The 25832-nt window shown below is 71.6% G+C and carries 23 protein-coding genes; 13 read left to right on the plus strand and 10 right to left on the minus strand.

What is annotated here, in order from left to right:
* Window positions 1-6: 6 nt before the first annotated feature.
* Window positions 7-780 (minus strand): GntR family transcriptional regulator, encoded by a 774-nt coding sequence (locus OKJ99_RS33600; RefSeq protein ID WP_326021923.1) that lies wholly within the window; start codon window positions 778-780, stop codon window positions 7-9.
* A gap of 108 nt (window positions 781-888) precedes the next feature.
* Here OKJ99_RS33600 and OKJ99_RS33605 point away from each other — a divergent pair, with 108 nt between their 5' ends.
* Genes OKJ99_RS33605 through manD form a run of 4 tightly spaced genes read left to right on the plus strand, consistent with a single transcriptional unit; the run spans window position 889 to window position 6157 of the window.
* Window positions 889-2241 (plus strand): MFS transporter, encoded by a 1353-nt coding sequence (locus OKJ99_RS33605; protein ID WP_326021924.1) that lies wholly within the window; start codon window positions 889-891, stop codon window positions 2239-2241.
* Window positions 2242-2288: 47 nt separating this feature from the next.
* A complete protein-coding gene (locus tag OKJ99_RS33610) occupies window positions 2289-3347 on the plus strand; it encodes an NAD(P)-dependent alcohol dehydrogenase (protein WP_326021926.1) in 1059 nt (352 codons plus the stop codon).
* Entirely contained in the window at window positions 3344-4900 is a 1557-nt protein-coding gene (locus OKJ99_RS33615) for a mannitol dehydrogenase family protein (RefSeq protein WP_326021928.1), read from the plus strand. The genes OKJ99_RS33610 and OKJ99_RS33615 overlap by 4 nt, the downstream gene beginning before the upstream one ends.
* Window positions 4901-4939: 39 nt before the next feature.
* Complete coding sequence (gene manD, locus OKJ99_RS33620; protein WP_326021930.1) at window positions 4940-6157, plus strand: D-mannonate dehydratase ManD; 1218 nt, start codon at window positions 4940-4942, stop codon at window positions 6155-6157.
* Between the two features lie 24 nt (window positions 6158-6181).
* Here the strand turns inward: manD and OKJ99_RS33625 are convergent, their stop codons facing one another.
* Genes OKJ99_RS33625 through OKJ99_RS33635 form a run of 3 tightly spaced genes read right to left on the minus strand, consistent with a single transcriptional unit; the run spans window position 6182 to window position 9475 of the window.
* Window positions 6182-7702 carry a 3-hydroxyacyl-CoA dehydrogenase gene (locus OKJ99_RS33625; protein WP_326021932.1) on the minus strand — a complete coding sequence of 507 codons (1521 nt, stop codon included), beginning with the start codon at window positions 7700-7702 and terminating at the stop codon, window positions 6182-6184.
* A gap of 49 nt (window positions 7703-7751) precedes the next feature.
* Window positions 7752-8528: a CoA-transferase subunit beta gene (locus tag OKJ99_RS33630; RefSeq protein WP_326021934.1), complete on the minus strand. Its 777-nt coding sequence runs from the start codon at window positions 8526-8528 to the stop codon at window positions 7752-7754.
* 29 nt (window positions 8529-8557) lie between these two features.
* Window positions 8558-9475 carry a CoA transferase subunit A gene (locus OKJ99_RS33635; RefSeq protein ID WP_326022012.1) on the minus strand — a complete coding sequence of 306 codons (918 nt, stop codon included), beginning with the start codon at window positions 9473-9475 and terminating at the stop codon, window positions 8558-8560.
* A 131-nt stretch (window positions 9476-9606) separates the two neighbouring features.
* On the opposite strand from OKJ99_RS33635, the gene OKJ99_RS33640 reads away from it, so the two are divergent.
* From OKJ99_RS33640 to OKJ99_RS33655, 4 genes are all read left to right on the plus strand, one after another.
* Window positions 9607-10527: a LysR family transcriptional regulator gene (locus OKJ99_RS33640; RefSeq protein WP_326021935.1), complete on the plus strand. Its 921-nt coding sequence runs from the start codon at window positions 9607-9609 to the stop codon at window positions 10525-10527.
* Window positions 10528-10635: 108 nt separating this feature from the next.
* On the plus strand, window positions 10636-11862 hold the full coding sequence (locus OKJ99_RS33645) for an acetyl-CoA C-acetyltransferase (protein WP_326021937.1): 1227 nt from the start codon (window positions 10636-10638) through the stop codon (window positions 11860-11862).
* A 69-nt stretch (window positions 11863-11931) separates the two neighbouring features.
* The gene (locus OKJ99_RS33650; RefSeq protein WP_326021938.1) at window positions 11932-13275 is read left to right on the plus strand and encodes an MFS transporter; all 1344 of its coding nucleotides are present in this window, start codon (window positions 11932-11934) and stop codon (window positions 13273-13275) included.
* Between the two features lie 86 nt (window positions 13276-13361).
* Window positions 13362-13820, plus strand: coding sequence for a MaoC family dehydratase (locus OKJ99_RS33655; RefSeq protein ID WP_326021939.1), 459 nt, complete (start codon window positions 13362-13364; stop codon window positions 13818-13820).
* 12 nt (window positions 13821-13832) lie between these two features.
* Here the strand turns inward: OKJ99_RS33655 and OKJ99_RS33660 are convergent, their stop codons facing one another.
* The gene (locus OKJ99_RS33660; RefSeq protein WP_326021940.1) at window positions 13833-14924 is read right to left on the minus strand and encodes a Gfo/Idh/MocA family protein; all 1092 of its coding nucleotides are present in this window, start codon (window positions 14922-14924) and stop codon (window positions 13833-13835) included.
* Window positions 14925-15071: 147 nt separating this feature from the next.
* Window positions 15072-16352, minus strand: coding sequence for an ROK family transcriptional regulator (locus tag OKJ99_RS33665; RefSeq protein ID WP_326021941.1), 1281 nt, complete (start codon window positions 16350-16352; stop codon window positions 15072-15074).
* Between the two features lie 191 nt (window positions 16353-16543).
* Here OKJ99_RS33665 and OKJ99_RS33670 point away from each other — a divergent pair, with 191 nt between their 5' ends.
* The 4 genes from OKJ99_RS33670 (at window position 16544) to OKJ99_RS33685 (ending at window position 21018) form a co-directional block, all read left to right on the plus strand.
* The gene (locus OKJ99_RS33670; protein WP_326021942.1) at window positions 16544-17716 is read left to right on the plus strand and encodes a Gfo/Idh/MocA family protein; all 1173 of its coding nucleotides are present in this window, start codon (window positions 16544-16546) and stop codon (window positions 17714-17716) included.
* A gap of 2 nt (window positions 17717-17718) precedes the next feature.
* The gene (locus tag OKJ99_RS33675) at window positions 17719-18666 is read left to right on the plus strand and encodes a sugar phosphate isomerase/epimerase family protein (RefSeq protein ID WP_326021943.1); all 948 of its coding nucleotides are present in this window, start codon (window positions 17719-17721) and stop codon (window positions 18664-18666) included.
* 20 nt (window positions 18667-18686) lie between these two features.
* Window positions 18687-19535 (plus strand): sugar phosphate isomerase/epimerase family protein, encoded by an 849-nt coding sequence (locus OKJ99_RS33680; RefSeq protein ID WP_326021944.1) that lies wholly within the window; start codon window positions 18687-18689, stop codon window positions 19533-19535.
* A gap of 121 nt (window positions 19536-19656) precedes the next feature.
* A complete protein-coding gene (locus tag OKJ99_RS33685) occupies window positions 19657-21018 on the plus strand; it encodes an MFS transporter (protein ID WP_326021945.1) in 1362 nt (453 codons plus the stop codon).
* 68 nt (window positions 21019-21086) lie between these two features.
* Here OKJ99_RS33685 and OKJ99_RS33690 read toward each other — a convergent pair whose 3' ends face one another.
* Complete coding sequence (locus OKJ99_RS33690) at window positions 21087-22211, minus strand: quaternary amine ABC transporter ATP-binding protein (RefSeq protein WP_326021946.1); 1125 nt, start codon at window positions 22209-22211, stop codon at window positions 21087-21089.
* Window positions 22212-22337: 126 nt separating this feature from the next.
* The gene (locus OKJ99_RS33695; protein ID WP_326021948.1) at window positions 22338-23234 is read right to left on the minus strand and encodes a LysR family transcriptional regulator; all 897 of its coding nucleotides are present in this window, start codon (window positions 23232-23234) and stop codon (window positions 22338-22340) included.
* A gap of 156 nt (window positions 23235-23390) precedes the next feature.
* On the opposite strand from OKJ99_RS33695, the gene OKJ99_RS33700 reads away from it, so the two are divergent.
* The gene (locus OKJ99_RS33700; RefSeq protein WP_326021950.1) at window positions 23391-23735 is read left to right on the plus strand and encodes a DoxX family protein; all 345 of its coding nucleotides are present in this window, start codon (window positions 23391-23393) and stop codon (window positions 23733-23735) included.
* Between the two features lie 36 nt (window positions 23736-23771).
* On the opposite strand, the gene OKJ99_RS33705 is transcribed toward OKJ99_RS33700, so the two are convergent.
* Both OKJ99_RS33705 and iolC read right to left on the minus strand, forming a co-directional pair.
* Complete coding sequence (locus OKJ99_RS33705; RefSeq protein WP_326021952.1) at window positions 23772-24821, minus strand: Gfo/Idh/MocA family protein; 1050 nt, start codon at window positions 24819-24821, stop codon at window positions 23772-23774.
* A complete protein-coding gene (iolC, locus tag OKJ99_RS33710) occupies window positions 24811-25779 on the minus strand; it encodes a 5-dehydro-2-deoxygluconokinase (RefSeq protein WP_326021953.1) in 969 nt (322 codons plus the stop codon). Before iolC ends, OKJ99_RS33705 begins: the two co-directional genes overlap by 11 nt.
* Window positions 25780-25832: the final 53 nt, after the last annotated feature.

Genomic DNA, 25832 nt, shown 5'->3' on the forward strand with positions numbered 1-25832 from the left:
GAGCGCTCAGGGGCGCAGTCCGGGGTGGGAGCGGGGCCTGCTGGGCGGGGGCAACTCGCTTGGTGCGACGAACAGTTCGGGGCGCTCGGCCTGAATGGTGCCGATGTCGTCGAACACACCCTGGAGGTGGCCCCGCAGCGCCTGCTCGGCCCGCGCCGCGTCGCGCAGTTCCAGGGCGTCGACCACCTCCCGGTGCTCCCCGATGAGGTGCTCGATGCGGTGCGGCAGCGGCAGGCTGAGGCGGCGGGCGCGGTCGAGGTGGGCCTTGGCCGTGGTGACGGTGCGCCACAGCGTGCGGTGACCGCTGGCCTCCATCAGGCGGCGGTGGAACGCCTCGTCCTGCTCGAAGAACAGGTCGTCGTCCGCCGCCTCGAACGCGGCCCGCTGGGCGTCGAGGATCGCGCGCAGCGCCGCGATGTCCTCGTCTTCGGCGAGCTTCACCGCCTCGCGCAGCGCGGCCAGTTCGAGCGCCTCCCGCATGAACTGGGCTTCAAGGACGGCGTCGACGCTGATCCGTGAGACGAACGTGCCGAGCTTCGGGAAGATGTCGACCAGCGACTCCTCGCCGAGCAGGATCAGCGCCTCGCGCACCGGCGTGCGGCTGACGTCGAGCTCGGCCGCGAGTTCGTTCTCCGACAGGGGGGTGCCCGGCGGCAGTTCGAGTGACGTGATGCGCGAGCGCAGCAGCGCGTGCACGCGTACCCGGTTGGACTCCCTTGGCGCCGCGTCCTCCGGTGTGCGCCGTGTCGTCTTCCTGCTTCGTCGCTGCTCGTCCCGCATCCCGTCACCTTCTCACCTCAGCTGCGGAAATTCTTACATACAAGCCTTGTATGTAAGCCGGGGGCGCGGGTAGAAAGTGACAGGTCCGCCCCCGACCGGAGGTCAACGATGACCAGCCACCCCGTCACCGACACCGAGGTGACGACGCCGTCCGGCACGACCCCGCCACCCCGTCCGCGCGGCCGCGGCAAGAACGTCCGCTGGGGTATCGCCGTGCTCTGCTTCGGCGGCCTCGCGGTCAACTATCTGGACCGCTCCACGCTCAGCGTCGCACTGCCCACGATGTCCAAGGACCTGCACATCGGCCCCGAGACCCAGGGCTTCATCCTCAGCGCCTTCTTCGTGACGTACGCGGTGTGCCAACTGCCCGCCGGAGCGATGCTCGACAAGTACGGCGTGAAGCGGGTCTTCGCGCTCAGCGCGATCTGGTGGTCGGTGGCCACCGTCGGCATGGGTCTGGTGCGCGGGGTCGGCTCGCTCGTCGGGGCGCGGATGCTGCTCGGCGCGGGTGAGGCCGCCGGCTACCCGGCGGCGGCGAAGGCCGTCTCGCGCTGGTTCCCGCGGCACGAGCGCACCCTCGCCAACAGCGTGTGGGACAACGGTGCCCGCGTCGGCACCGCCATCGCCCTGCCGCTCGTCACGATGCTGGTCTCCGTCTTCCACTGGCGGGTCGCCTTCATCGCCTGCGGCCTGCTCGGCTTCCTGTGGATCGTCGGCTGGTGGCGGCTCTACCACGAGCCCGCCGACCACCCGAAGCTCAGCGCGGAGGAGCGCGAGTACATCGAGGCCGGTGGCGCCCTCGTCCAGGAGACACCTGCCGAAGAGGAAGACGCGCCCAAGGTGCGCTGGCGGGACCTGTTCCGGTACCGGACGGTCTGGGGCATGATGCTCGGCTTCTTCTGCCTCAACTACGTCATCTACTTCTTCATCACCTGGTTCCCCAGCTACCTCGTCGACGAGCGCGGTTTCGACCTCCTCTCGCTCGGCTTCTTCGGCACCGTCCCCGGCCTCGTCGCCATCGTGGGCTCGCTGCTCGGCGGTTACACGGCCGACCGGCTGCTGCGCAAGGGCTGGTCCACCACCAAGGTCCGCAAGACGTGTCTGATCTCCGGCACCCTGTGCTCGTCCGTCATCGCGCTCGCCGTCGTCGTGCCGACCGCGTCCGGCGCGCTCGCGCTGCTCTCCCTGAGCTACGCCTCGCTGACCTTCTCCACCGCGTCCGTCGCCTCGCTGCCCGCCGACGTCGCGCCCACCTCGGGCCATGTCGCCTCCCTCGCCGGCATCCAGAACTTCGCCTCGAACGTCGCCGGTGTCCTCGGCCCGATCGTCACCGGCTTCCTGCTGGGGGTGGGTGGCGGCTCGTACCTGGTGCCGCTGCTCGTCTCCGGCGCCCTGTCGATCGTCGGCGCCCTGACCTACGCGTTCGTCATCAAGCGCGTCGAACCGCTGCCGATCCGATAGGGCCCCAGGCCCCGTCGTTCGAGAAACCCCCCGAAAGGAGCGCCCTCGTGGCCACCACCACGCACCGCGCCGCCGTGCTGCACGGACCCAAGGACCTGCGAGTGGAGGACCGTCCGGTGCCCGAGCCGGGCCACGGTGAGGTGCTCGTCGCCGTACGCGCCGTCGGCCTGTGCGGCTCCGATCTGCACTATTACGAGCACGGTGAGAACGGGCCCAACGTGTTGCGGCAGCCGACCGTCCTCGGCCACGAACCGGCCGGATTCGTCGTCGGCCACGGCGCGGGCACGGACGAGCTGCCCCACGGCACGCCCGTCGCGATCGAGCCCGCACACCCCTGCGGGCGCTGCGCCCTGTGCCGGGCCGGTCGCTACAACCTGTGCCCGAAGGGCACCTGCTTCGGGTCCCCGCCCACGAACGGCGCGCTGACCGAACTCGTCGCCGTGCCAAGGGACTTCGTGCACCCGCTGCCCGAGGGCATGGACGTGAAGCTGGGCGCGCTCATCGAACCCCTCGCGGTCGCCGTGCACGCCGTGGGCCGCGTCGGTGTCTCTCCCGGTGAACGCGTCCTGGTCACCGGCGCCGGGCCGATCGGCGTGCTCGTCGCCCAGGTCGCCGCGGCCTGCGGAGCCTCGGTCACCGTGTCCGATGTGGCGCAGGCGCGGCGGGAGTTCGTGGCGCGCCTCGGCGCAGAGACCGTCGATGCGACCGCGCTCACCCCCGACCCCGACCGGGCACACGCGCTCGCCGACCCGGACGGCTACGACTCCGTCCTGGACTGCTCCGGCGTAGGACCCGCGCTGGTCTCGGGGATCCGCGCGCTGCGCCCCGGCGGCACCGCCGTCGTCGTCGGCAACCCGAACCGCCCCGAGACCGCACTGCCGCTGGCCTGGATGCAGCGCCAGGAGATGTCCCTGCTCACCTCCTTCCGGTACGCCGCGGGTGACTTCGCGGCAGCCGTCCGGCTCGCCGGATCCGGCCGCGTACGACTCGATGAGCTGGTCACCGCCGAGTTCCCGCTGGAGCGGGCCGACGAGGCGTTGCGCTCCGCGCTGGTCGACCGGACGCAGATGAAGGTGCTCGTCACGCCCGGCGGGGTGGTCGTGTGACCGGCTCCGATCGGCGCGGTCTGCCGCGGCTGGGACGGGCTGCGTTGGCCGGCTCAAGCGCCGCGGGGGCTGGAAGAGATTGGGGCTCTGCCCCATACCCCGCTCCTCAATCGCCGGAGGGGCTTGAGGGTGCCCCCGGCATCGTCCACCTCGGCCTCGGGAACTTCCACCGCGCCCACCAGGCCGTGTACACCGCCGATGCGCTGCGGCACACCGAAGGGCCGTGGGGGATCACCGGTGTGTCCACCACGACCGGCAGCCGGCCCCGGCCGGTGATCGAGGGCATGGCCGCACAGGACGGCCTCTACACCGTGCTCACCCTGCACCGCGGCGGCGCCGTCGCCGCGAGCGTGCCCGGCGTGCACCACAAGGGGCTCGTCGCCGACGGGCAGGGCGCGGAGGTGGTCGCCGCCCTCGGCGCGGCCACCACCCGCATCGTCTCCCTCACGGTCACGGAGAAGGGCTATACGTTCGGTGCCGACGGCCGCCTGGACCTCGACGACCCGCTCATCCGCGCCGACCTCGCGGGCGGCGCCCCGCGCACCGCGCTCGGCCTGATAGCCCGCGGGCTGCAACAGCGGCTGCGGTCGGGTGCCCCGCCCGTGACGCTCCTGAGCTGCGACAACCTGATGGGCAACGGGCACCGACTCCGCGGCCTGCTCGACGAGTTCATCGCCGCGCTGCCCGCCGCCGAGCGCGAGGACCTCCAGGCGTACGCCGACGCCTCCGTGTCGACACCGAACAGCATGGTCGACCGGATCGCGCCCGCCACCACCGACGAGCACCGCACCCTGGCGGCCCGCGTGTTCGGCGTCCGCGACACCGTGCCGGTGCCCGCAGAACCGTACAAACTGTGGGTGATGCAGGACGACTTCCGTGCGGGGCGGCCCGCGTGGGAGCAGGCGGGCGCGGTGTTCACCGAGGACGTGGCGCCCTACGAGCTGATGAAGCTGCGCCTCCTCAACGGCGCCCACTCCCTGCTCGCCTACCTCGGGCTGCTGCGCGGCCACCGCTCCATCGACGCGGCCGTGGGCGATGAACTCCTGGGCGGCGCCGTCGAGTTCGCGATGCGCGAGGAGATCCTGCCCACCGTCCCCGAGCCCGCCGGCATGCCCGGCAAGGCCTATGTCGGCGAACTCCTCGACCGCTTCGCCAACCCGGCACTCGGCCACCGCACCGCCCAGGTCGGATCCGACGGCTCCTTGAAGATCCCCGTGCGCTGGGCCGGAACCCTCACCGAGTCACTGGCCGCCGGACGTGTGCCGCGCGTACTCGCGCTCGGCTTCGCCGCGTACGTACGAGTGATCACGGCCGACGGCGCGTACGACGAGCAGCGCCTGGGCACCGTCCACGACGACGCCCGCGCCCGCCTCGTCGAACTCGCGTCGCGTGCGACCGGCCCTGACGGGGCGGCCCGCCTGCTGCTCGCCGAGGGCGGGCTGCTGCCTCAACAGGCGGCCCAGCACGCCGAGTTCGCCGACTCCGTCGCCGAGTTCACGCGGATCCTGGACGCCCACGGAGCCGAAGCCGCGCTGCGCGCCGCCCGCACCTGAGACACCACACCACGACGCCTCCCGAGAGAACGGCATCGCATGTCCTCCACCATCACCTCCGCCGAGGTCTTCGTCACCTGCCCCGGCCGCAACTACGTCACCCTGAGGATCACCACCTCCGACGGTGTCACCGGCATCGGTGACGCCACCCTCAACGGCCGCGAACTGTCCGTCGCCTCCTACCTGCGCGACCACGTCTGCCCCACGCTCATCGGCAAGGACCCGGCCCGCATCGAGCACCTGTGGCAGTACCTCTACAAGGGCGCCTACTGGCGGCGCGGACCGGTCACCATGACCGCCATCGCCGCCGTCGACGTCGCCCTGTGGGACATCAAGGGCAAGGTCGCGAACCTGCCCGTCTACCAGCTGCTCGGCGGCGCAGCCCGCGACGGTGTCACCGTCTACGGCCACGCCAGCGGCAACACCATCCCCGAACTCCTCGACGACGTACGGCGGTTCCGCGACAAGGGCTTCCGCGCGGTCCGCGCCCAGGCGGCGGTGCCCGGCCTGGAGCGCGTCTACGGGATGCGCAAGGGCGACGGTGACACCTACGAGCCCGCAGACGGCAACCTGCCGACCGAGGAGGTCTGGGACACGGGCGCGTACCTGGACTTCGTGCCGGAGTACATGGCCGCCGTCCGCGAGGAGTTCGGCTACGGCTTCCACCTGCTGCACGACGTGCACCACCGGCTCAGCCCGATCGAGGCGGGCCGGCTCGGCAAGTCCCTTGAGCCGTACCGCATGTTCTGGATCGAGGACCCGACGCCGGCCGAGGACCAGGAGGCCTTCCGGCTGATCCGGCAGCACACCACGACGCCGCTCGCGGTCGGCGAGATCTTCAACTCGATCTGGGACTGCCAGCACCTGATCACCAACCGGCTGATCGACTACATCCGCGCCTCCGTCTCCCACGCGGGCGGCATCACACACCTGCGCAGGATCTTCTCGCTCGCGGAGCTGTACGGGGTGCGCTCCGGCTCGCACGGCGCGGGTGACCTCTCCCCGGCGTCGTTCGCCGCCGCGCTCCACCTCGACCTGGCGGTCCCGAACTTCGGTATGCAGGAGTACATGGCCCACCTCCCCGGGTACGAGGAGGTGTTCCACACGTCCTGGACCTTCGAGGACGGCCTGATGCACCCCGGCGACCGCCCCGGCATCGGCGTCGAGTTCGACGAGAAGGCCGCCGAGCGGTTCCCGTACGAGCGCAAGTACCTGCCCGTGAACCGGCTGCGGGACGGGGCCGTGCACGACTGGTGACGGTGGTGCGCGGCGGCCGCCGGGTCAGCCGACGCAGTCCTCGGGCGTCGTGCCCGGGTGGGTCAACGGCAGGCCCAGCCGGGCGCGTTCGGTGAGCCAGCGGGTCGGTCGGTGGCGGGGGTCGCCCGTGGTGGTGTGCAGGGCGCGTTGCAGTTCCAGCATGCGGGCGGCGCCGATGCGGTCGCCCCAGGCCAGCGGGCCGACGGGGTAGCCGAGGCCGAGTGTCACCGCGAGGTCGATGTCCGCGGGGGCGGCGACGGAGCGCTCGGCGATGGACGCGGCGACCGACACCACGGAGGCGAGCAGGCGCTGGGCGACCGAACCGGCGGTGTCACGGACGAGTGTCACGGTGTGTTCGCCGCGGGCCAGTACCGCGCGGGCGTCCCGTGCGGCGCCCGGGTCGGCCGCCGGGGTCACCGACAGCACTCGGCGGCCGCTCGCCACGGACAGCGGATCCACGCCGAACGTGCGACCGGCGGGGAGTGCGTGGGCGGCGACCGCGTCCGCCACGGTGGTGCCCCAGACCGGGAGCAGGACGAGGGCGTCGGCCGACGGCCGCTCGCCGGTCTCGACGGTGACGCCGGACGTGGTCAGGGCGTCCCGCAGCGCCGCACCGTCGTCGCCGGCCACGAACACCGGCCGGTCCGCGTCCCCCGTCACCGGCGCTTCCGCGGCCGAGGCGGAGTCCGGGGCCCCGTCCCCGTACGCGTACCAGCCCTGCCCGGTCTTGCGGCCGAGGAGGCCCGCCGTGACCCGGTTCGGTGTGAGGTAGGACGGGCGGAGCCGGGGTTCGTGGCGGAAGCCCTGCCAGATCGAGTCGATGACCGCCGCCGTGACATCGAGCCCCGTGAGGTCCATCAGCTCGAACGGGCCCATCCGCAGCCCCAGTACATCGCGCGCGACCCGGTCGATGTCGACGGGCCGCGCCACCGACTCCTCCAGGAGCGCGAGCGCCTCGGTCACCAGGCCGCGCCCGGCGTGGTTGACGAGGAATCCCGGTGTGTCGGCCACCGTGACCGCGCGGTGGCCGCAGCTCTCGACCAACTCCGTGAGAAGCGGCGGGAGTTCGGGCCTGGTGGCGGCGCCCGGCACCACCTCCACGATCCGCATCAGCGGTACTGGGTTGAAGAAGTGCAGGCCCGCGAGGCGCGTCGGGTCGTCGAGCGTCGCCGCGATCCGTGTCACCGACAGGGACGACGTGTTGGTCGCGAAGACGGTGGTGGCCGGGAGCGCCTGCTCCAGTTTCCCGAAGACCTCCGCCTTCGTGTCCAGGTCCTCCCGTACGGCCTCGACCACCAGCTCCACGTCGGGGCCCGCCGCCCAGGGATCGTCCAGCGGGATCAGCCGTGCCACGGCCGCCGCGCCGTCGTCGGTGCTCATGCGGCCCTTGGCCACCGCGCGGTCCAGCATCGACTCGACGAAGGCGACGGCGTCCCGCACCGCCTCCGCCCGGACGTCGCCCAGCTCGACGGTGTGCCCGGCACTCGCCGCCCACTGGGCGATGCCGCGGCCCATGGCTCCGGCGCCGACGATCCTGATACGCATGGCAGTTGGGGTCCTTTCGCAGATTCGGGAGGTGGCGTACGGGGGCGGGTCAGCGGAGGTAGACCCGGCCGGGGTCGACGTCCTCGCGCAGCAGCCGCAGCTCCGCCGCGCTCGGCGGCTCCACCGTCTCGACGCGGTCGGCCACCTTCAGGTCCCAGCCGGTGGCCTCCTTGACCTGGTCGACCGTGACACCGGGGTGGACGGCGGTCAGCCGCAGTTCCTCGCCGACGCCCTCGCGGGCCAGGATGCCCAGCTCGGTGATGACACGCGTGACACCGACACCCAGCGGCCGGATGCCCTCGGCGAGCGCGCGGTCCGGTCCTGGCGTGGTGCAGAAGTCCAGGGTCTCGGTGAAGGAGCGCGGGTTGTGCCGGCGCATCACGACGAAGACCTCACGGGAGTTGGCCATCACCTCGATGCCGCCGCCGGATCCCGGCAGCCGTACCGACGGGCTCTCCCAGTCCCCGATGACCGAGGTGTTGAGGTTGCCCCAGCGGTCGATCTGCGCGGCGCCGAGGAAGCCGACGTCGATGTGTCCGCCTTGCAGTACGCAGCCGAACAGGGCCGGCATCGAGAGCACGGCCTCCGCGCCCGAGATGAGCACGGCGTCCGCGATGGTCTCCGGCAGGTGCGAGGGGTGTGCGCCGCACACCCCGGACTCGTACACGACCTCGATCTGCGGGGCGACCGTCAGGTGCGCCAGTTCGGTGGCGAGGGTGGGAAGGCCGATGCCGGCGAACACCGTGCGGCGGGCGGCCAGTTCACGCGAGGCGACGACGGAGAGCAGCTCCGAAGAGGTGACCGTGTCGGGGGTGGCGGCAGTCATGGTGGTCAGTTCCTTCTCGTGTGTCGCGCTCACAGTCGCCGTCCGTAGTTCACCGGTTCGCTGAGGGCCTCGCCGACCGCGAGGCCCGCCCAGAACTCCTCGCCCTGCTTGGCGACGTACTCGGCGTGGTCGGCCGTTCCGTACACCCACTCCGCCAGCCATTCCTGGAGGCGCTGCGGGTCCTTGCTGATGTGCGACCAGGCGCGGTAGAAGGCGTTGTCCCGGTCGTAATAGCCCTGCGCGAACGACGGGTGGGCGCCGCGCGGACACACCACGACGGCGTCGACGGCGTGGGCCGGGACGAGCGTGCGGTTGGGGTCCGAGCGGACCACGTCGTCCTCGACGAGTTCCTCGACGACGACGATCGCCTTGTCGGCCGCGTACACCGCCTCGGCCTGGATGCCGGTGAGGCCCCAGATCTGGGTGTTGCCGCGGCGGTCGGCGCGCTGCGCGTGGATGATCGTGACGTCCGGGTTCACGGGCGGGACCACGTAGATCTGCTCGGGCTCCCCGTCAGGGCCGGGGTAGGGCGAAGTCACCTTCCGCAGCGCGCTGTTGATGCCGGGCAGGTCGCTGCCGCCGTAGGAGCGCAGCGGGTAGAACGGCAGGCGCTGGGAGCCGGCCAGGTAGCGGCAGATCATCCCGTAGTGGCTGTACTCCTCGAACGCGAGCGGCGCCGGGTCCGCGCGCTCGATCCTGCGGCGCAGCTCACCGAGCGAACCCGCCGAGGAGTTGCCGACGAAGGAGGAGACGAGGCGCGAGACGCAGCCCGCGGCGAGCATCTGGTCCACGACGATGTCCGCCGTCATCCGGACGACCGTGAGGTCCTTGCGGCCCTGTCGGATGATCTCGTGTCCGGCGGCGGTGGGGACGAGGTGGGTGAAGCCCTCGATGCTGACGGTGGCGCCGTCGTGCACGAAGGCGGCGATGGCCTCCTTCATCGACATGACCTTGGCTGGCACGGTGCTCCTCGGTGAGTGCGTAGGGGTGGCCCTACCGTCTCAGCGCCTATTGATTGCCGTCCAATACCAAATTAAGGTGCAATCAAGACCGCAGATTAATGAATGGGGGCGGGCTCGTGGAGCTGCGTCATCTCACCGCGTTCACCGCCGTCGCCGAGGAACTGCACTTCGGCCGGGCCGCCAAGCGGCTGCAGATGGCGCAGCCGCCGCTGAGCCAGCAGATCCGGCAGCTGGAGAAGGAGCTGGGCGTCCAGCTCTTCGAGCGCAACACCCGCTCCGTGCGCCTCACCAGCGCGGGGGAGTCCTTCCTCGAACCCGTACGGACCGTGCTCGCCGACCTCGACACGGCGGTGCGGGCCGCCAAGGCCGCCGGGCGCGGGGAGTTCGGCCGGGTCACGATCGGGTTCGCGGGCGCCTCCAGCCACGAGACACTGCCCCGGCTCACCCGCGCCGTGCGGGCCGCGCACCCGGCCCTCGAACTGGTCATGAAGGGCCAGACGTACGCCAACGTCGCGCTCGACCGGGTCGCGGACGGCTCGCTCGACCTCGGCTTCGTACGGCTCCCGGTGACCCAGCCGGGCGTGGCCCACCGGGTCATCGACGAGGAGGAGCTGCTGTGCGCGCTGCCCTCCGACCACCACCTCGCCGCGCTCGACGAGATCCCCATCGGCATCCTCGCCGACGAGCCCTTCGTCTCCTTCCCCGCGAACGCCGGGTCGACGGTGCGCGACGCCATGGTCGAGACCTGCGAGGCCGCCGGGTTCAACCCGCGCGTGGTGCAGGAGGCCCCCGACTCGTACACGATCCTGGCGCTCGTCGCGGCGGGCGTCGGGGTCACGCTGACGGTGTCATCGGTCCGGCACATCCAGCAGACCGGGCTCGTCTACCGGCCCCTCGCGGGACCGCCCATCCGCCGCCAGGCGGCCCTCGCCTGGCGGGCCGACAACCCCTCCGCCGCGCTGCGTGCGGTGCTCGCGGTCTGCGAGGAGGCGCTGCCGACGCCCGGAAGCGCTGATGCCGACTCCCGAAAGCCCTGATTGAGACGTCGTCCGTCTTGATGGATCGAAAACTTGGTATTGGACCGACTCAGCGGTCGGGTGCGATGGTCGGCTCACCTCCCTGAGCCGCCCGAAAGGTGTTCCGCCGTGCCCGAACAGGACGATGTCGTCATCTGCGAACCCCTGCGCACCCCCATCGGGCGCTTCGGCGGGGCCTTCGCCCGGCAGACTCCGGCGGCACTCGCCGCGCGCGTCATCGCCGAACTCGTCGCCCGCACCGGCATCGACCCGGACCGGGTCGACGAGGTGATCCTCGGGCAGGCCTACCCCTCATCCGACGCCCCGGCCATCGGCCGCGTCGCCGCCCTGGACGCCGGTCTCCCCGACTCCGTCACCGGCGCCCAGATCGACCGGCGCTGCGGCTCCGGACTACAGGCCGTCCTCGACGCCGCCATGCAGATCAGGGCCGGGTTCAGCGAGGTCGTCATCGCCGGCGGCGTCGACGTGATGAGCGCCGCCCCCTACTACACGCACGACGGCCGCTGGGGCATCAAGGGACCCGGCCTCCAGCTCCACGACTCCCTGGCGCGCGGCCGGGTCACCGCCGGAGGCATCCACCACCCCGTGCCCGGCGGCATGATCGAGACTGCCGAGAACCTGCGCCGCGAGTACGCCATCAGCCGCGCCGACCAGGACGCCCTCGCCCTGCGCTCGCAAGCACGCGCCGCCCGCGCCGCCCAGGAGGGCCGCTTCGACGCGGAGACCGTGCCCGTCACCGTACGGGGCCGCAAGGGTGACACCGTCGTCAGCGCCGACGAGCACCCGCGCCCGGACACCACCGCCGAGCAACTCGCCGCGCTGCGGCCCATCATGGCCAAGTCCGACGCGGAGGCCACCGTCACCGCGGGCAACGCCAGCGGCCAGAACGACGCGGCCGCCGCCTGCCTCGTCACCAGCGCCGCCACCGCCGAACGCCTCGGCCTCACCCCGCTGGTCCGCCTCGTCTCCTTCGCCCGCGCGGGCGTCCCCGCCAAGGCGATGGGCATCGGCCCCGTCCCGGCCACCCGCGCCGCACTGGAGCGCGTGGGACTCACTCTCGCCGACCTCGACCTGATCGAGCTCAACGAGGCATTCGCCGCCCAAGTCCTCGCCTGCACCCGCGAGTTGGGCCTCGGCGAGAAGGACCACGAGCAGCGCATCAACGTCAACGGCTCCGGTGTCTCGCTGGGCCACCCCGTCGGCGCCACCGGCGCCCGCATCCTCGCCACGCTCGCCCGCGAGATGCAGCGCAGCGAGGCGCGCTACGGCCTGGAGACCATGTGCATCGGCGGCGGCCAGGGCCTCGCCGCGGTCTTCGAGCGCGTCGCCGCGTAACGACTCCCCACGTTCCGCCCGCAGTTCCCGTCCCCATCCGCTTGATCAACGACGTTCACGGAGCGACCCATGAGTGCGTCCACCGCCACCTCACGTGCGGAGACCAGAGCCGCCAACAGAGCAGGATTCGGTGCCTTCGTCGGCTCCACCATCGAGTGGTTCGACTTCTACATCTACGGCACCGCGGCGGCGCTCGCCTTCGACAAGGTCTTCTTCCCCGAACTGGAGGGCGCCATCGGTACGTTGGTCGCCTTCGCCACCTTCTGGGTCGGCTTCCTCGCCCGCCCCATCGGCGGCATCGTCTTCGGTCACTTCGGCGACCGCCTCGGCCGCAAGAAGACGCTCGTGATCACGCTGCTGATGATGGGCATCTCCACCACGGCGATCGGCCTGCTGCCGAGCTACGCCTCCATCGGCGTCGCGGCTCCCATCCTGCTGGTCTGCATCCGCATGATCCAGGGCATCGGCCTCGGCGGCGAATGGGGCGGCTCCGTCCTCATCGCCTCCGAGAGCGCGCCCAAGGGCAAGTCGGTGCTGTACGGGGCGTTCGCCCAGCAGGGCTCGCCCGTCGGCAACACCCTGGCCACGCTGAGCTTCCTGGCCATCAGCCAGCTGCCCGACGACGCCTTCGTGTCCTGGGGCTGGCGCGTGCCGTTCCTCGCCTCCGCGGTCCTCGTCCTGGTGGGTCTGCTGGTCCGCCTCAAGGTCGCCGAGTCCCCGGCCATGGCCAAGCTCATCGAGAAGAAGGAAGTCGTCAAGCTTCCGATCACCGAGGTACTGCGCAGCCACCCCGGCCTGATCGCCCTCGGCATCGGCGCCTGCACCATCGGCCTGTCCGCGACGTACTTCAAGTCGACGTTCGCCCTGTCCTGGGCCACCACGTCGCTCGACTTCGACCGCAGCACCTTCCTGACGATCATCCTCGTCGCCAACATCACGCAGGTCATCGTCCAGCCCTTCGGCGCCGTCCTCGCCACCAGGATGAAGAGCTGGTCCCGCGCGGTCACCGTCATGCTGGTGCCCGAACTCGTCCTGTTGCCGGTGATGTTCCTGCTCATCAGCACCAACAACTACGGCCTCGCGATGCTCGGCGTCGCCGTCGCCACCATCCCGCACTGCCTGTACTACGCGGCCCTCGCCGGCATGCTCGCCAGCCGCTTCCCCGCCCACCTGCGCTACACCGGCATCTCCCTGTGCTACCAGCTGTGCGGCACGCTGCTCGGCGGCACGACCCCGATCGTCGGCCAGTTCCTGCTCAACAGGACCGGATCCATCTCCGCGGTCATCGCCTACGCCCTGTTCCAGGTCGCGTTGACGCTGGGCTGCATGCTGCTCCTGCTCAAACGCCCCAACCACGACGAACTGGCCGCGGACCCGGCCCCGGCACCCCGCACGGTCGCCGCGTCCGCGTGACCGGTGGCAAATCAAGCCCCTGCGGCGATTGAGCAGCGGGGTCCGGGGCAGCGCCCCGCGACCGCAACCACGAACGGAGCCTGACCATGCCCCTGACCGTCCATGGCATCCCGGAGGTCCTCCGCCTCGCCGGACGCGACCTCGGGCACTCCGACTGGAAGGAGATCACCCAGGAGCTCATCGACGCGTACGCGTACGTCTCCGGGGACCACCAGTGGATCCACACCGACGTCGAGCGCGCGGCGTCCGGGCCGTACGGGCGCACCATCGCCCACGGCTACATGGTGCTCAGCTGGGGCATCCCGATGTTCGGCGAGCTGCTCCAGGTCAAGGGTGTCGGGCGGGCGCTCAACTACGGCGTCAACCGGGTCCGTTACCCGGCGCCCGTGCCCGTCGGCAGCCGCGTACGCCTGCGTGCCTCCGTCACCGACGTGACGGAGGTGGCGCGGGGCGGCGTGCAGATGACGCGGGCGTTCACCTTCGAACTGGAGGGCTCAGAGAAGCCCGCGTGCGTGGCGGAGCCGCTCACGCACTTCTACCCGTAGGCCGACGGTCTCTCAGGGACGATCCAGCGGAGCCGGCCGCTTCACGGAGGAGAGCACCGTGAGCGCGCCGGACTCCGGGGACGCGAGGGACATCCGCTCCAGGACGTCCAGGACGTGGAAGGCGAAGTCGCCGGACGCGCGGTGCGGACCGCCGTCCAGGTGCCGGGCCAGGTCGAGGACGCCGAGGCCCCGGAACGGTCCGGTGGCGGGCGCCTTCGCCTCCGTCACCGCGGGGAGTTCGCTCCACTCGGTGTCACCACGGCGCTTGATGCGCACCGGGCGGTCGAAGGTGTTGGGGTCGGGCAGCGAGAGCGTGCCGCCGGTGCCGTAGATCTCCAGGTGCGGCAGCTCGGTGTCCCACACGTCGAAGGAGTACATCACCGTCGCCAGCACCCCCGAGTCGAACCGGAGGATGGAGGTGGCGTGCGTGGGCACCTCCACCGGCACCGACTCGACGGTCCGCTCGGGAGCCGTCACCGCCAGCTCCTTCTCGGCCATCGCGTTGGCGCCCATGACATCCCGCACCGGGCCCAACAGGTTGACCAGAGCGGCCACATGGTACGGCCCCCAGTCCAGGACGGGCCCGCCGCCCGCCTGGAAGAAGAAGCCCGGGCTCGGGTGCCACGCCTGCACCCGGCTGGAGCGGACGAAGCTGGTCGCGGCGAACGGCGTGCCGATCAGACCGTCGTCGATCGCGGCACGCGCCGTCTGCCCGGCCGTGCCGAGGAACGTGTCGGGCGCGCCGCCCAGCGTGCGACCCGTCTCGGTCGCGGTCACCAGATTGGCGCGCGCCAACTCGGTGGTCGCGGCGAGCGGCTTCTCGGTGTAGACGTGCTTTCCGGCGCGCAGGGCGGCCTCGTTGAGGGGCGCGTGCACGGCGGGCGGGGTGATGTTGACGACGATCTCCACGTCGTCGTCGGCCAGCAGCTCCTCGGTGGTACCTGCGGCCGGGATGCCGAACTCGGCGGCGGCCGTGCGGGCCCGCTCCAGATCCACGTCGGCGACGCGGGTGACGGTGAGTTCGGGGAGGGTGGCGATGCCGGCGGCGTAGGCCCGGAAGATCGAACCGGTGCCGAGGATGCCGACGTTGACGCTGCGGCTCATGAGGGTGTGACGTCCCTTCGGGCGGGGTGGGTTCGGGGGACGAGACCTCCGCCGGGAAGTGCACGATCTTGCGCCAATCAAACACCGGGGCCGAGGGATGTCAAGGGTGCGCGCACTTCAAGCCCCGCCGGCGATTGAGGCGCGGGGTCAGGGGCGGAGCCCCGTGGCCTGAGGAACTTCCTGCCGCCGCGCCATCAGATCCACCACCCCGTCCGGCGACAGCACATGCTCCACCGCCAGAACCGTCCCGCCGACCCACCCCGCCCGCTCGCCCAGCACGCTCGGTTCGAGGACGAGCCTGCGGGTGGCCAGGGGGAGGGCCTGGCGGTAGACCACCGAGCGCACCCCGGCGAGCAGTTCGTCGCCCGCACCCGCCAGCGCCCCACCGAGGACCACGCGGGCCGGGTTGTAGACGTGCAGCAGGAGGGCCACCACCTCGCCGATCCGCTCGGCGCCCGCGCGGACGACGCGCAGTGCCTCGGGGTCGCCGTGGGCCACGAGGCGGGCCAGGTCGCCGGTGCCGCTCAGCTCCGAACCCGGTTCCTCGCGGGCCGCGTTGAGGTGGCGGATCATCACCGCCGCCGAGGCGACGGCCTCCACGCAGCCGCTCTTCCCGCATCGGCACACCACCTTCGAGGCACCACCGGAGATGACCGGGAGATGGCCGATGTCGCCCGCCGCGCCGTCCGCCCCGCGATGCAGTTCGCCGTCCGCCGAGACGAGGCCGCCGCCGATGCCGGTCGACACCTTCACGAACAGCAGCGGGAGTTGGTCCTCGGGCAGGCTGCGGGCCTCGCCCAGTGCCATCAGGTTCACGTCGTTGTCGACGAGCACCGCGCAGCCGAAGCGCTCCGCCAGCGCGTCGCCCACGGGGTACCCGTCCCAGCCCGGCATGATCGGCGGCCGGACCGGCGCCCCCGCGGCGTGATCGACGGGACCCGGAAGCCCGACCGACACCGCGCACAGCGGGACACTCCCGTCGGCCGCGGAGGCGAGCAGCTCGCGCAGGGCGGTCTCCACCTCGCCGAGCACCGCCTCGGGCCCCTGCGCCAGGTCGACGGCTATGTGGCCGTCTGCCAGCGGGTTCTGCGAGAGGTCGGCGACGGCGAGCCGGGCGTCGCGCGCCCCGATGTCGGCCGCGGCCACGAGCCCCGCCCGCGGGTTGAGTGTCAGGAGCTGCGGCGGGCGTCCCCGCCCGGCCCTGGCGGCGCCCGGCCCCTCGGCCACCACGCCGGCCTCGATCAGCGCGTCCAGGTGCCGGGTGACGGTCGAGCGGGCGAGGCCCGCGCGTTCCACCAGGTCGGCCCGGTGCACGGCGGTGCCGGACGCGATCAGGCGGGCCAGGGTGGAGTACAGCAGCCCGCCGCCGTCCCGGAACCGCAGGGTGGGGACGGAGAGTCGGGCGCGGGGGAGTGTCGAGGTGGACATGGCTGCACACCGTACGCGCTCCCCGCCATTTATGACTCTCAAGATGCAGTAACTTTCGCTTGTCAGGGCCAAATTGAATGTCCTACGTTCATGAGCGGGACGAGTTACCTCCGCCGACGGTGTGCACGGCGCCATGTACGTCATATGCGTCATGTGTGTCATGTGTCGACGTCGAAAGGAGGGCGGCCGCGATGGCCCCGCCCGCACCACCAAGCCCTGACCCGGCGGCCGTTCAGGTCCGCTCCGCGATCGTCGGCGCAGGCATGATCGCCGAGGTGCACCGCCGCTCGATCCGCACCGCGGGAGGCCGGCTGACCGGTGTGCTCGCCTCCACCCCGGAGCGGTCGGTACAGGTCGCCGCCGACTGGTCGGCGCCCGGGCGACCCGTCGCCGCCTACGGGGACTTCGACGACCTCCTCGCGGACGCGGACGTCGACGTCGTACACATCTGCACCCCCAACCGCACCCACGCCGCGTACGCCGAACGCGCCCTCGCGGCGGGGAAGCACGTGGTGTGCGAGAAGCCGCTGGCGACCTCCGTGGCCGACGCCGAACGCCTGGAGCGTGCGGCCGACCGCGCCGGAACCGTCGCCGCCGTGCCGTTCGTGTACCGCTACCACCCCCTCGTACGGGAACTGCGCGACCGGGCCCGAGCCGGGGAGTTCGGCAACTGGCAGCTGCTGCACGGCAGTTACCTCCAGGACTGGATGCTCGACCCGGACGCGTCCGGGTGGCGCGTGGACCCGGGCGCCGGGGGAGACTCCCGCGCCTTCGCCGACATCGGCTCGCACTGGTGCGACCTCGTCGAGTGGGTCACCGGCGAACGCTTTACGGAACTCACCGCGCACCGTACGGTCACCGTCCCCGACCGCCCGCAAGCGGGCGGCAAGTCCTTTACAGGGAGCGCGACTTCGGCGAAGCGCACCACCGTCACCACCGAGGACGCCGCGGCCCTCCTCCTGCGCACCGAGAGCGGGGCGCTCGCCTCGACCGTGGTGTCCCAGGTCTCCGCGGGCCGCAAGAACCGCCTCTGGTTCGAACTGGACGGCTCGGCCGGCAGCGCCGTCTTCGACCAGGAGAACCCGGACACCCTCTGGCTCGGCGGCGAGGACTCCTCCCGGATCCTGCACCGCGGCGCGGGACACACCACTCCCGAGCAGCGGCGCCTCAACGTCGTCCCGCCCGGCCACCCGCAGGGCTACGTCGACTGCTTCGCCGCGTTCGTCGCCGACGTGTACGCGGCCGTCACCACCGGCGAGACACCCGAAGGGCTCCCGCTCTTCGCCGACGGGCTGCGCTCCGCCCGGCTCGTCGACGCCTTCCTGACCTCATCCGCCAACGGCGCCTGGACAAAGGTGAACTGACCATGAGTGAACTGAAACCGAGCCGAATCAAACTCGGCATGCTCACCGCCTGCCTGCCCTCCTGGGACCTCGACAAGATCGCCGGATACGCCGCGGGCCGCGGCTACCAGGCCCTCGAAGTCGCCGTCTGGCCCGGCACGGGAGGCCGCGACTTCGAGGCCGCCCACCTGCCCGTGGCCACCTTCACGGGCGAGGACGAGGAGCGCACCCGCGCCCTCCTCGACCGGCACGGACTGGAGATCTCCGCGCTCGCCTACTACGAGAACCACCTCCACCCCGACCCCGAGCAGCGCGCCGCCTATGGCACCCACCTCAAGCACGCCATCGACACGGCGCAGCGCCTCGGCATCCCGTACGTGGGCACCTTCATCGGCCGCGACTGGACGAAGCCGGTCGCCGAGAACCTCGCCGAGGCCGAACGGATCTTCCCCGGGTACGTGGAGTACGCGGGGGAGCGCGGGGTCAAGCTCATCATCGAGAACTGCGTGATGGAGGGCTGGCACCCGGACGGCTACCCCGGCAACCTCGCCTACTCCCCGGAGCTGTGGGAGTGGATGTTCGACCTGGGCCTGTACCTCAACTGGGACCCCTCACACCTCACGTGGATCGGCATCGACCCGGTCGAGACCATCGCGCCGTACGCCGACCGGATCGTGCACGCACAGGCCAAGGACGTCGAGCTGCGCCCGCACGACCGGCAGCGCTACGGCCACTTCGGCCCCGCCCGCGACCGTACGAAGAACGCCTGGGACATGGGCTGGTGGCGCTACCGCGTCCCGGGCCGCGGCCAGGTCGACTGGGGCACCGTCCTCGACCGCCTCTACGAGCACGGCTTCACCGGCACCCTCTCCGTCGAGCACGAGGACCCCGTCTGGGGCGGCACCCCGGAAAAGGTCGTCCAGGGGCTCGACATCGCCCACAGCACGCTTCGCCCGCTGATCGTCGCCTGAACCCGGAGGACCGAGACACCATGGCCACCACCCCGCACCCCGCCGGCACACCCACCACCGGCACCCTCGCCGTCCAGCTGTTCAGCCTCCGCGAGGACCTGGACAAGGACCGCGCAGGCACCCTCGCCCGCCTCGCCGAACTCGGCTACCGGCACGTCGAGCCCTTCGGCCTCGGCGACTGGCGCACCCCCGCCGACGAGCGCCTGGCCAAGGCCCGCGCCCTGCGCGCCGACCTGGACGCGGCGGGCCTCTCCGTCTGCTCCCTGCACGCCTCGATCGCCGCCGGCGAGCTGGCCACCCTCGCCGAGGAGTGCCGCATCCTCGGCACCGACACCGTCTTCATCCCGATCCCCGGGCTCGTCGAGGGCTTCGACGGCGGGGACCGCTTCGGCCGCGACGTGTTCGGCGACCTGGACACCCTGACCCGGTTCGCCGCCCGCGTCGACGAGGCCGCCACCGAACTGGCCGGGCACGGCATCCGCCTCGGCTACCACAACCACGAGCTGGAGTGGACGACGCTGCCCGACGGCCGCAGCGGCTACGACGTGTTCTGGGAACTGACCGGCGCGCAGGTCCTCGCCGAACTCGACGTCTACTGGGCGACCGTCGCGGGCCAGGACCCGGCGGCCGTGCTGCGCGCGCTCGACGGCCGGGTGGTGGCCGCGCACCTCAAGGACGGCAAGGCGGTACGCCAGGAGCCGCAGACCCCGATCGGCACGGGTGACGTCGACGTCCCCGCCGCCATCGAGGCGGGCGGCCCCGCCCTCGCCTGGCACATCGCCGAGATCGACACGACGGAACTCGACCGCTTCGACCTCCTGACCCGCAACAGGGACGCGCTGCTGGAGTTCGGGCACACCACGGCCTGACGGCCTGCGACAGCGCCCTGCGCGCTTCCGTCGGACCGGGACACCGCCCCCACACGCGCCACCCCGCCGTGTCCCGGCCCGACGCTCCCCCCATTGGCCCAGGCTCGCAAGGAGGCGAACCATGGGATCCACCCCGAACAACGCCGACACTGACACTGACACTGACACTGACACCAACACTGACACCAACACTGACACCGACACCGACACCGACACACCAAGATCCGGCTCCGTCGCCGCACCCGCCATCCCCCCACCCACCCGCAAGGCCCCGCCCAGGCTCATCGTCTTCCTCGCGATCGCCCAGGCCGGCCTCTACCTCGCACTCCTCACACCCGTCTACGTCAGCCTCACCCTCAAGCTGCAGACGCTCACCGTCGACGGCGACGCCATCACCGCCCTGGCCACCGTCTCCTCGATCGGCGCGGTCGGCGCCTTCCTCGCCAACCCGATCTTCGGCCGGATCAGCGACCTCACCACGGGCCGCTTCGGACGCCGCCGCCCGTGGCTGGTGGCAGGCGCCGCCGGGCTCACCTGCTGCCTGCTGGTGATCGCCCTCGCCCCCAACGTGGCCACCGTCGCGATCGCCTGGTTCCTCGCCCAGGTCTGCGCCAACGCCGCGATCGCCGCCTACCTGGCCTCCGTCGCCGACCAGGTTCCCAGCCGCCAGCGCGGCAAGATCTCCGGACTCATCGGCCTGATGCAGAACGCGGGCGTGCTGGGCGCCGCGTACGCGGGCCAACTCCTCGGCCGCGACATGCTGTTGCTGTTCATGGTGCCGGGCCTCGTGGGCCTCGCCGCCATGGTCCTGTACGCCGTGGTGCTCCCGGACGTCCCGCTGCGCCAGCGTCCGCGGACCGACGGCGGCTGGCGCACCGCGATCAAGACGTTCTGGGTGAACCCGCGCCAACACCCCGACTTCGGCTGGGCGTTCGCCTCACGCTTCCTGGTGATCCTGGCGGCGTACATGTTCACCACGTTCCGGCTCCTGTACCTGGAGCACCAGCTCGACCTGTCCGTGAGCGAGGCCACCGGCGCGATGGCCACCGGCATCCTCGTCTACACGGCCGCCCTGATGGTCGCCTCGCAGACCGCCGGGTGGCTCTCGGACAAGACGGGCCGGCGCAAGGTGTTCGTGGGAGGGGCCACCCTGCTCTTCGGCATCGGCACGTACATGCTGGTGCACGTGGACACCGTGGGCGCCTTCTACTGGGCCGAGTTGGTGCTCGGCCTCGGCTACGGCATGTACATCGGCGTCGACATCGCACTCGTCATGGACGTCCTGCCGGACCCCGACAACGCGGCGAAGGACCTCGGCGTCTTCAACGTCGCCAACGCGGGCCCCCAGGCACTCGCCCCGGGCCTCGCCGGCTTCCTGGTCACCACGGTCGGCGGCGACAGCTACGCGACGATGCTGCACGTGGCGGCGGCGATCTGCGTGGTGGGCGCGCTGGTGGTGATCCCCATCAAGAAGGTCCGCTGACGGGACGACCGAGGGCGTGGCACGCATCGCGCGCCACGCCCTCGACTTCCCAGTCGCCGAAGGGGACTCTAGGCACGTGCGGTCACCTTGTCCCCGGCCGTCCCGTCCTGGACGTCGTCCTGTTCACCGGCCGTTGCTGCCTCGCCGAGCACGGCCAGCAGCCGCTGCTGGCTCACGACACCGACCAGCACCTCGTCCTCGACGACGGCGACGGGCTCGGCGGCCCGCTGCGCGCACGGCGCGAACAGCTCGGCGAGCGGAGTGTCGGGGCCGACGCGGGCGGGCGCGTTCGCGAGCAGCTCGGTGTCGGTGAGATCCGTCCGGCCCGTGCTCGCGCGCAGTGCGTCGGGGGACTCCATGACGGCGCCCGCGGTCAGCACCCGCGAACGGTCCACGTCCTGGATGAAGTTGGTGACGTAGTCGTCCGCCGGGCGGACCAGGATGTCCTCCGGGGTGCCGTTCTGGACGATGCGGCCGTCGCGCATGACGGCTATTCGGTCGCCGAGGCGCATGGCCTCGTTCAGATCGTGCGTGATGAAGACGATGGTCTTCTTGAGCTTCTTCTGCAGCACGAGGAGCTGGTCCTGCATGTCCCGGCGGATCAGCGGGTCGAGGGCGCTGAACGACTCGTCCATCAGCAGCAGTTCGGCGTCGGTGGCCAGCGCGCGGGCCAGGCCCACGCGCTGCTGCATGCCGCCGGAGAGCTCGTCGGGGAAGGACTTCTCCCAGCCCTTGAGCCCGGTCATTTCGAGGGCCTCCGCGGCCCGCCGCTCGCGTTCCGCGCGGGGCACACCCTGCACGGCGAGGCCGTACGCCGCGTTCTCCAGCACACTGCGGTGCGGGAACAGCGCGAAGTGCTGGAAGACCATGCTGATCTTGTGGGAGCGGACCGCCCGCAGCTCCTTGGCGGGCAGGGCGGTCAGGTCCTGGCCGTCGAACTTCACGTGTCCCGAGGTCGGCTCCGACAGGCCGTTGAGCGTGCGCAGCAGCGTCGACTTGCCCGAGCCGGACAGGCCCATGACGACGAAGATCTTGCCGGATTCCACCGAGAAGGAGGCGTCGATCACGCCCGCGACGGTCCCTTCGGACCGCAGCTCCTCGCGGTCGGTCCCCGTGCGGAGCCGCTCGACCGCCTCTGCCTGTCGCCTGCCGAACACTTTGTACAGGTGCTCGGCCTGAAGCCTGACTGACACATGAACCTCGATCTCTTCGACCTGCGAAAAGTTGCAGAATCAAGCAACGCCCGTCGGCCGTGGCGCCTGCCCCGACTCACGCGGCGTAAACGGCCGGCCTCCTCCCGGCCATGTGTCCTTCGCCCGTCAGCTTCCCGCGCCCCGCATCCCGAACGCCCGCGCCGCCTCGGCGAACGCCCGGTGCTGCGTGGTCTCGTCGGTGGTGCGCCACACCAGGGCCCACTCGGTCGGGGGCGCGTCCCGGAGGGGCAGGAACTCCACGCCGGGGTGGCGGTAGTAGCGCAGGACGTGCGCGTTGAGCGGGCTGACCGCGGTGCGGGCGGCGACCTGGGTGAGGACCTCGTGGAAGGTGCGCACACGGGGACCGCGCGGGACCGCGCGCCCACTGGGCGTACGGGCGGGCAGCATGGCCTCGCCCCAGTCCTGTGGCACATCGGGGCCGACGTCGAGGACGGTCCGGCCCGCCAGATCCTCCAGGGAGACGTCGGCGTGCCCGGACAGTTCGTGCCCCGCCCACACCGCGAGCACCCGCCCCTCCGTCAACACCACGGGGCCCACGGTCACATCGGGCTCGACGACCGGCAGCCACAGCACCAGCATGTCGACCTCGCCGCGGCGCAGCGGCCCGTACGGATCGCTGAAGTGGATCTCCTGGAGCCGCACGTCGCACTCCGGGTACAGCTTGCGGAAGTGCCCGATGTGGGAGCGCAGTTCATGGCCGAGCGCGCCCATCACCCCGAGCGTGAGCGTGCCGGAGACACCGCGGGCGGCGGCGGTGGCCTCCGCGATCGCGGCGTTGATGGCGTCCTGCCCCTGCCGCAGGCCCTCGGCCAGGCGCCGCCCGATCGGCGTGAGCCGCACCGACCGGCTGGTCCGCTCGAACAGGGGTGCACCGATGCGCCGCTCCTGCCTCTTGATCGCCTGGCTGACCCTGGCCCCCGAGACATGCAGCCGCTCGGCGGTCCGGCCGAAGTGCAGCTCGTCCGCGAGCGTCAGGATGATCTCGATGTCCCGCAGCTCCACCCCTGTGCCCCTCCCCATCGTTAACACGGGGATTATCGCTCGTTGCCGGCGCGCCCGTTGATGCTTCGAGCGGCAGCGAAGACCCTTGGCTCGGGACGTCCTCTTCGTCTCCCCCCGCGCATCCGCACTCCTCAAGTCCTGAAGGAGGACGCCCACATGCCCACCACCACCGTTCTCGTCGTCACGGTCCTGACGGCCCTCTGGGTCGGCTTCTCCGGTGTCTCGCTGCTGCGCCGCGCCCCGTTCGTCGTCGAACCACTCGTCTCGTACGGGGTCCCCGACACCTGGTGGCCCCGCCTCGCCGTGGCCAAACTCCTCGGCGCGGCAGGCCTGTTGGTGGGGCTCGCCGTGCCCGCCATCGGCATCGCGGCCGCGATCGCACTGGCCCTGTACTTCGTCGGGGCGGTGGTCACGGTGCTGCGGGTGCGCTCCTACAAGACGGTCGCGTTCCCGGTGCTGTATCTCGCGCCCGTGGTCGCGACGCTGGCGGTGGGGCTGTAGGTGTGCGCCGCCATGCCGCACCGGCGGGGGCGCACCTCACGGCCGGCCGTCCGCGGCGTAGAAGTCGGGGCGCTTCGGGATGTCCGTGGTGACGACCCGGCCCGAGGCGCGGGACTCGACGGCGGCGCCGGAGATGACGGTGGCGGCGTAGCCGTCCCAGGCGGAGGGCCCTGTGGGCGCGCGGCCCGCCGCCAGGTCGGCGACCCACTCGCGGAACTCGGTGTCGAAGGCGTCCGCGAAGCGGCCCGTCCAGTCCGGCAGGATCGCCGTGCTGTGCGCGCCCGCCGTACGCACGCCGACCGCCGCCGGATCGGGCAGCCGCACGAGGCCGTCCTCGCCAACCGTCTCGCACTGGATGTCGTACCCGTAGCGGCAGTTGACGAAGACCTCCAGGTCGATACGGACGCCCCGCGCGGTCTCGAAGAGCATGAACTGGGGGTCGGTGAGGTGCGCGTGCTTGCGCGTCGTCGAACGCGGGACGATCACCTGGGCGGAGACGATCTCGTCGTCCAGGAGCCAGCGCAGCACGTCGATCTCGTGCACCGCCGTGTCGAGGGCGGCCATGTCGGAGGTGTACGCCTCCACGGACGACGCGTTGCGGTGCGCGCAGTGCACCATCAGCGGGGTGCCGATCCGGCCCGCGTCGATGACCTCCTTCATCTGCCGGTAGCCCTGGTCGAAGCGGCGCATGAAGCCCACCTGGACCAGTCGGCCGCCATGCGCACGCTCCGCCTCGACGATCTTCAGACAGTCCTCGGGAGTGGTGGCGAGCGGCTTCTCGCAGAACACGGGCTTGCCCGCAGCGACGGCGTTCAGGACGTGCTCGGCGTGCGTCGGCCCCCACGAGGTGACGAGCACCGCGTCGACGTCCTCGGAGGCGACCAGTGAGGCACCATCGGCGTGCACCGCGGCGCCGGGATACCGCGCCGCCTCGGCCGCGCGCTCCGCGTCGATGTCGGTCACCGCGGTGACCCGGGCTCCGACGATCACATCGGTGAGCCGGCGGATGTGCTCCCGGCCGATCCAGCCGGCCCCGATGACACCGATGCGCACGCTCTTCTCCTCAGACTTCTCCTCAGACGTCACCGTTCACCTCGCGCAGCTTGTCCTCGACCTCCGCCGCGGTGGGCATGGCGTCCGAGCAGGCGAGACGGCCCGCCACCAGCGCGCCCGCGGCATTGGCGAACGACACCGTCCGCGCCACGTCCCAGCCCGAGAGGAGCCCATGGCACAGCGCCCCGCCGAACGCGTCGCCCGCGCCGAGCCCGTTGACCACGTCGACCGGCACCGGCGGCAGCTCGGCCACCGCGCCGCCGCGGTCCATGGCGAGCACGCCCTTGGGGCCCTGCTTCACGACGGCCAGCTCAACGCCCGCCGCCAGCAGGGCCGTTGCCGCCGCGTACGGCTCCCGCTCGCCGGTCGCGATCTCGCACTCGTCGAGATTGCCGACGGCGACCGTGGTGTGCGCGAGCGCCTCGCGGTAGTACACCCGCGCCTGGGCGGTGTCCTCCCGGGCCGGGTCTTTCCAGAACATGGGCCGCCAGTCCAGGTCGAAGACCGTCGTCCCCCGCTTGGCCCGGTGCTGGAGCGCCGCCAGCGTCGCCGACCGCGAGGGCTCCTCGCACAGTCCCGTCCCCGTCATCCAGAAGATCCGGGCCGAGGCCACCGCGTCCAGATCGAGGTCGTCGGGGCTGATGTCCAGGTCCGGCGCCTTCGGCAACCGGTAGAAGTACAGCGGGAAATCGTCCGGCGGGAAGATCTCGCAGAACGTGACCGGCGTCGGCGCCACGTCGGAGGTGCCGACGAACGAGGCGTCAACTCCGTAGCCCGCCAGGGCAGTTCGCACGAACGCGCCGAAGGGGTCCGCGCCGGTCTTTGTGATCACCGAAGTGCGCCGTCCGTAGCGGGCGGCGGCGACCGCGACGTTCGTCGGGCTGCCGCCGAGGTACTTCCCGAACGTCGACACCTCTGCAAGCCCCACGCCCGTCTGGAGCGGATACACGTCCACTCCCACGCGGCCCATGGTCAACACATCGAACGACATCTCGGCTGGCGTCCCTTCGCTCCGGGCTTCTGGCGCGCTCTGGCCCGAGTACG

Origin of the sequence: Streptomyces endophyticus, from assembly GCF_035798155.1 — a bacterium.
Lineage (GTDB): Bacteria > Actinomycetota > Actinomycetes > Streptomycetales > Streptomycetaceae > Streptomyces > Streptomyces endophyticus.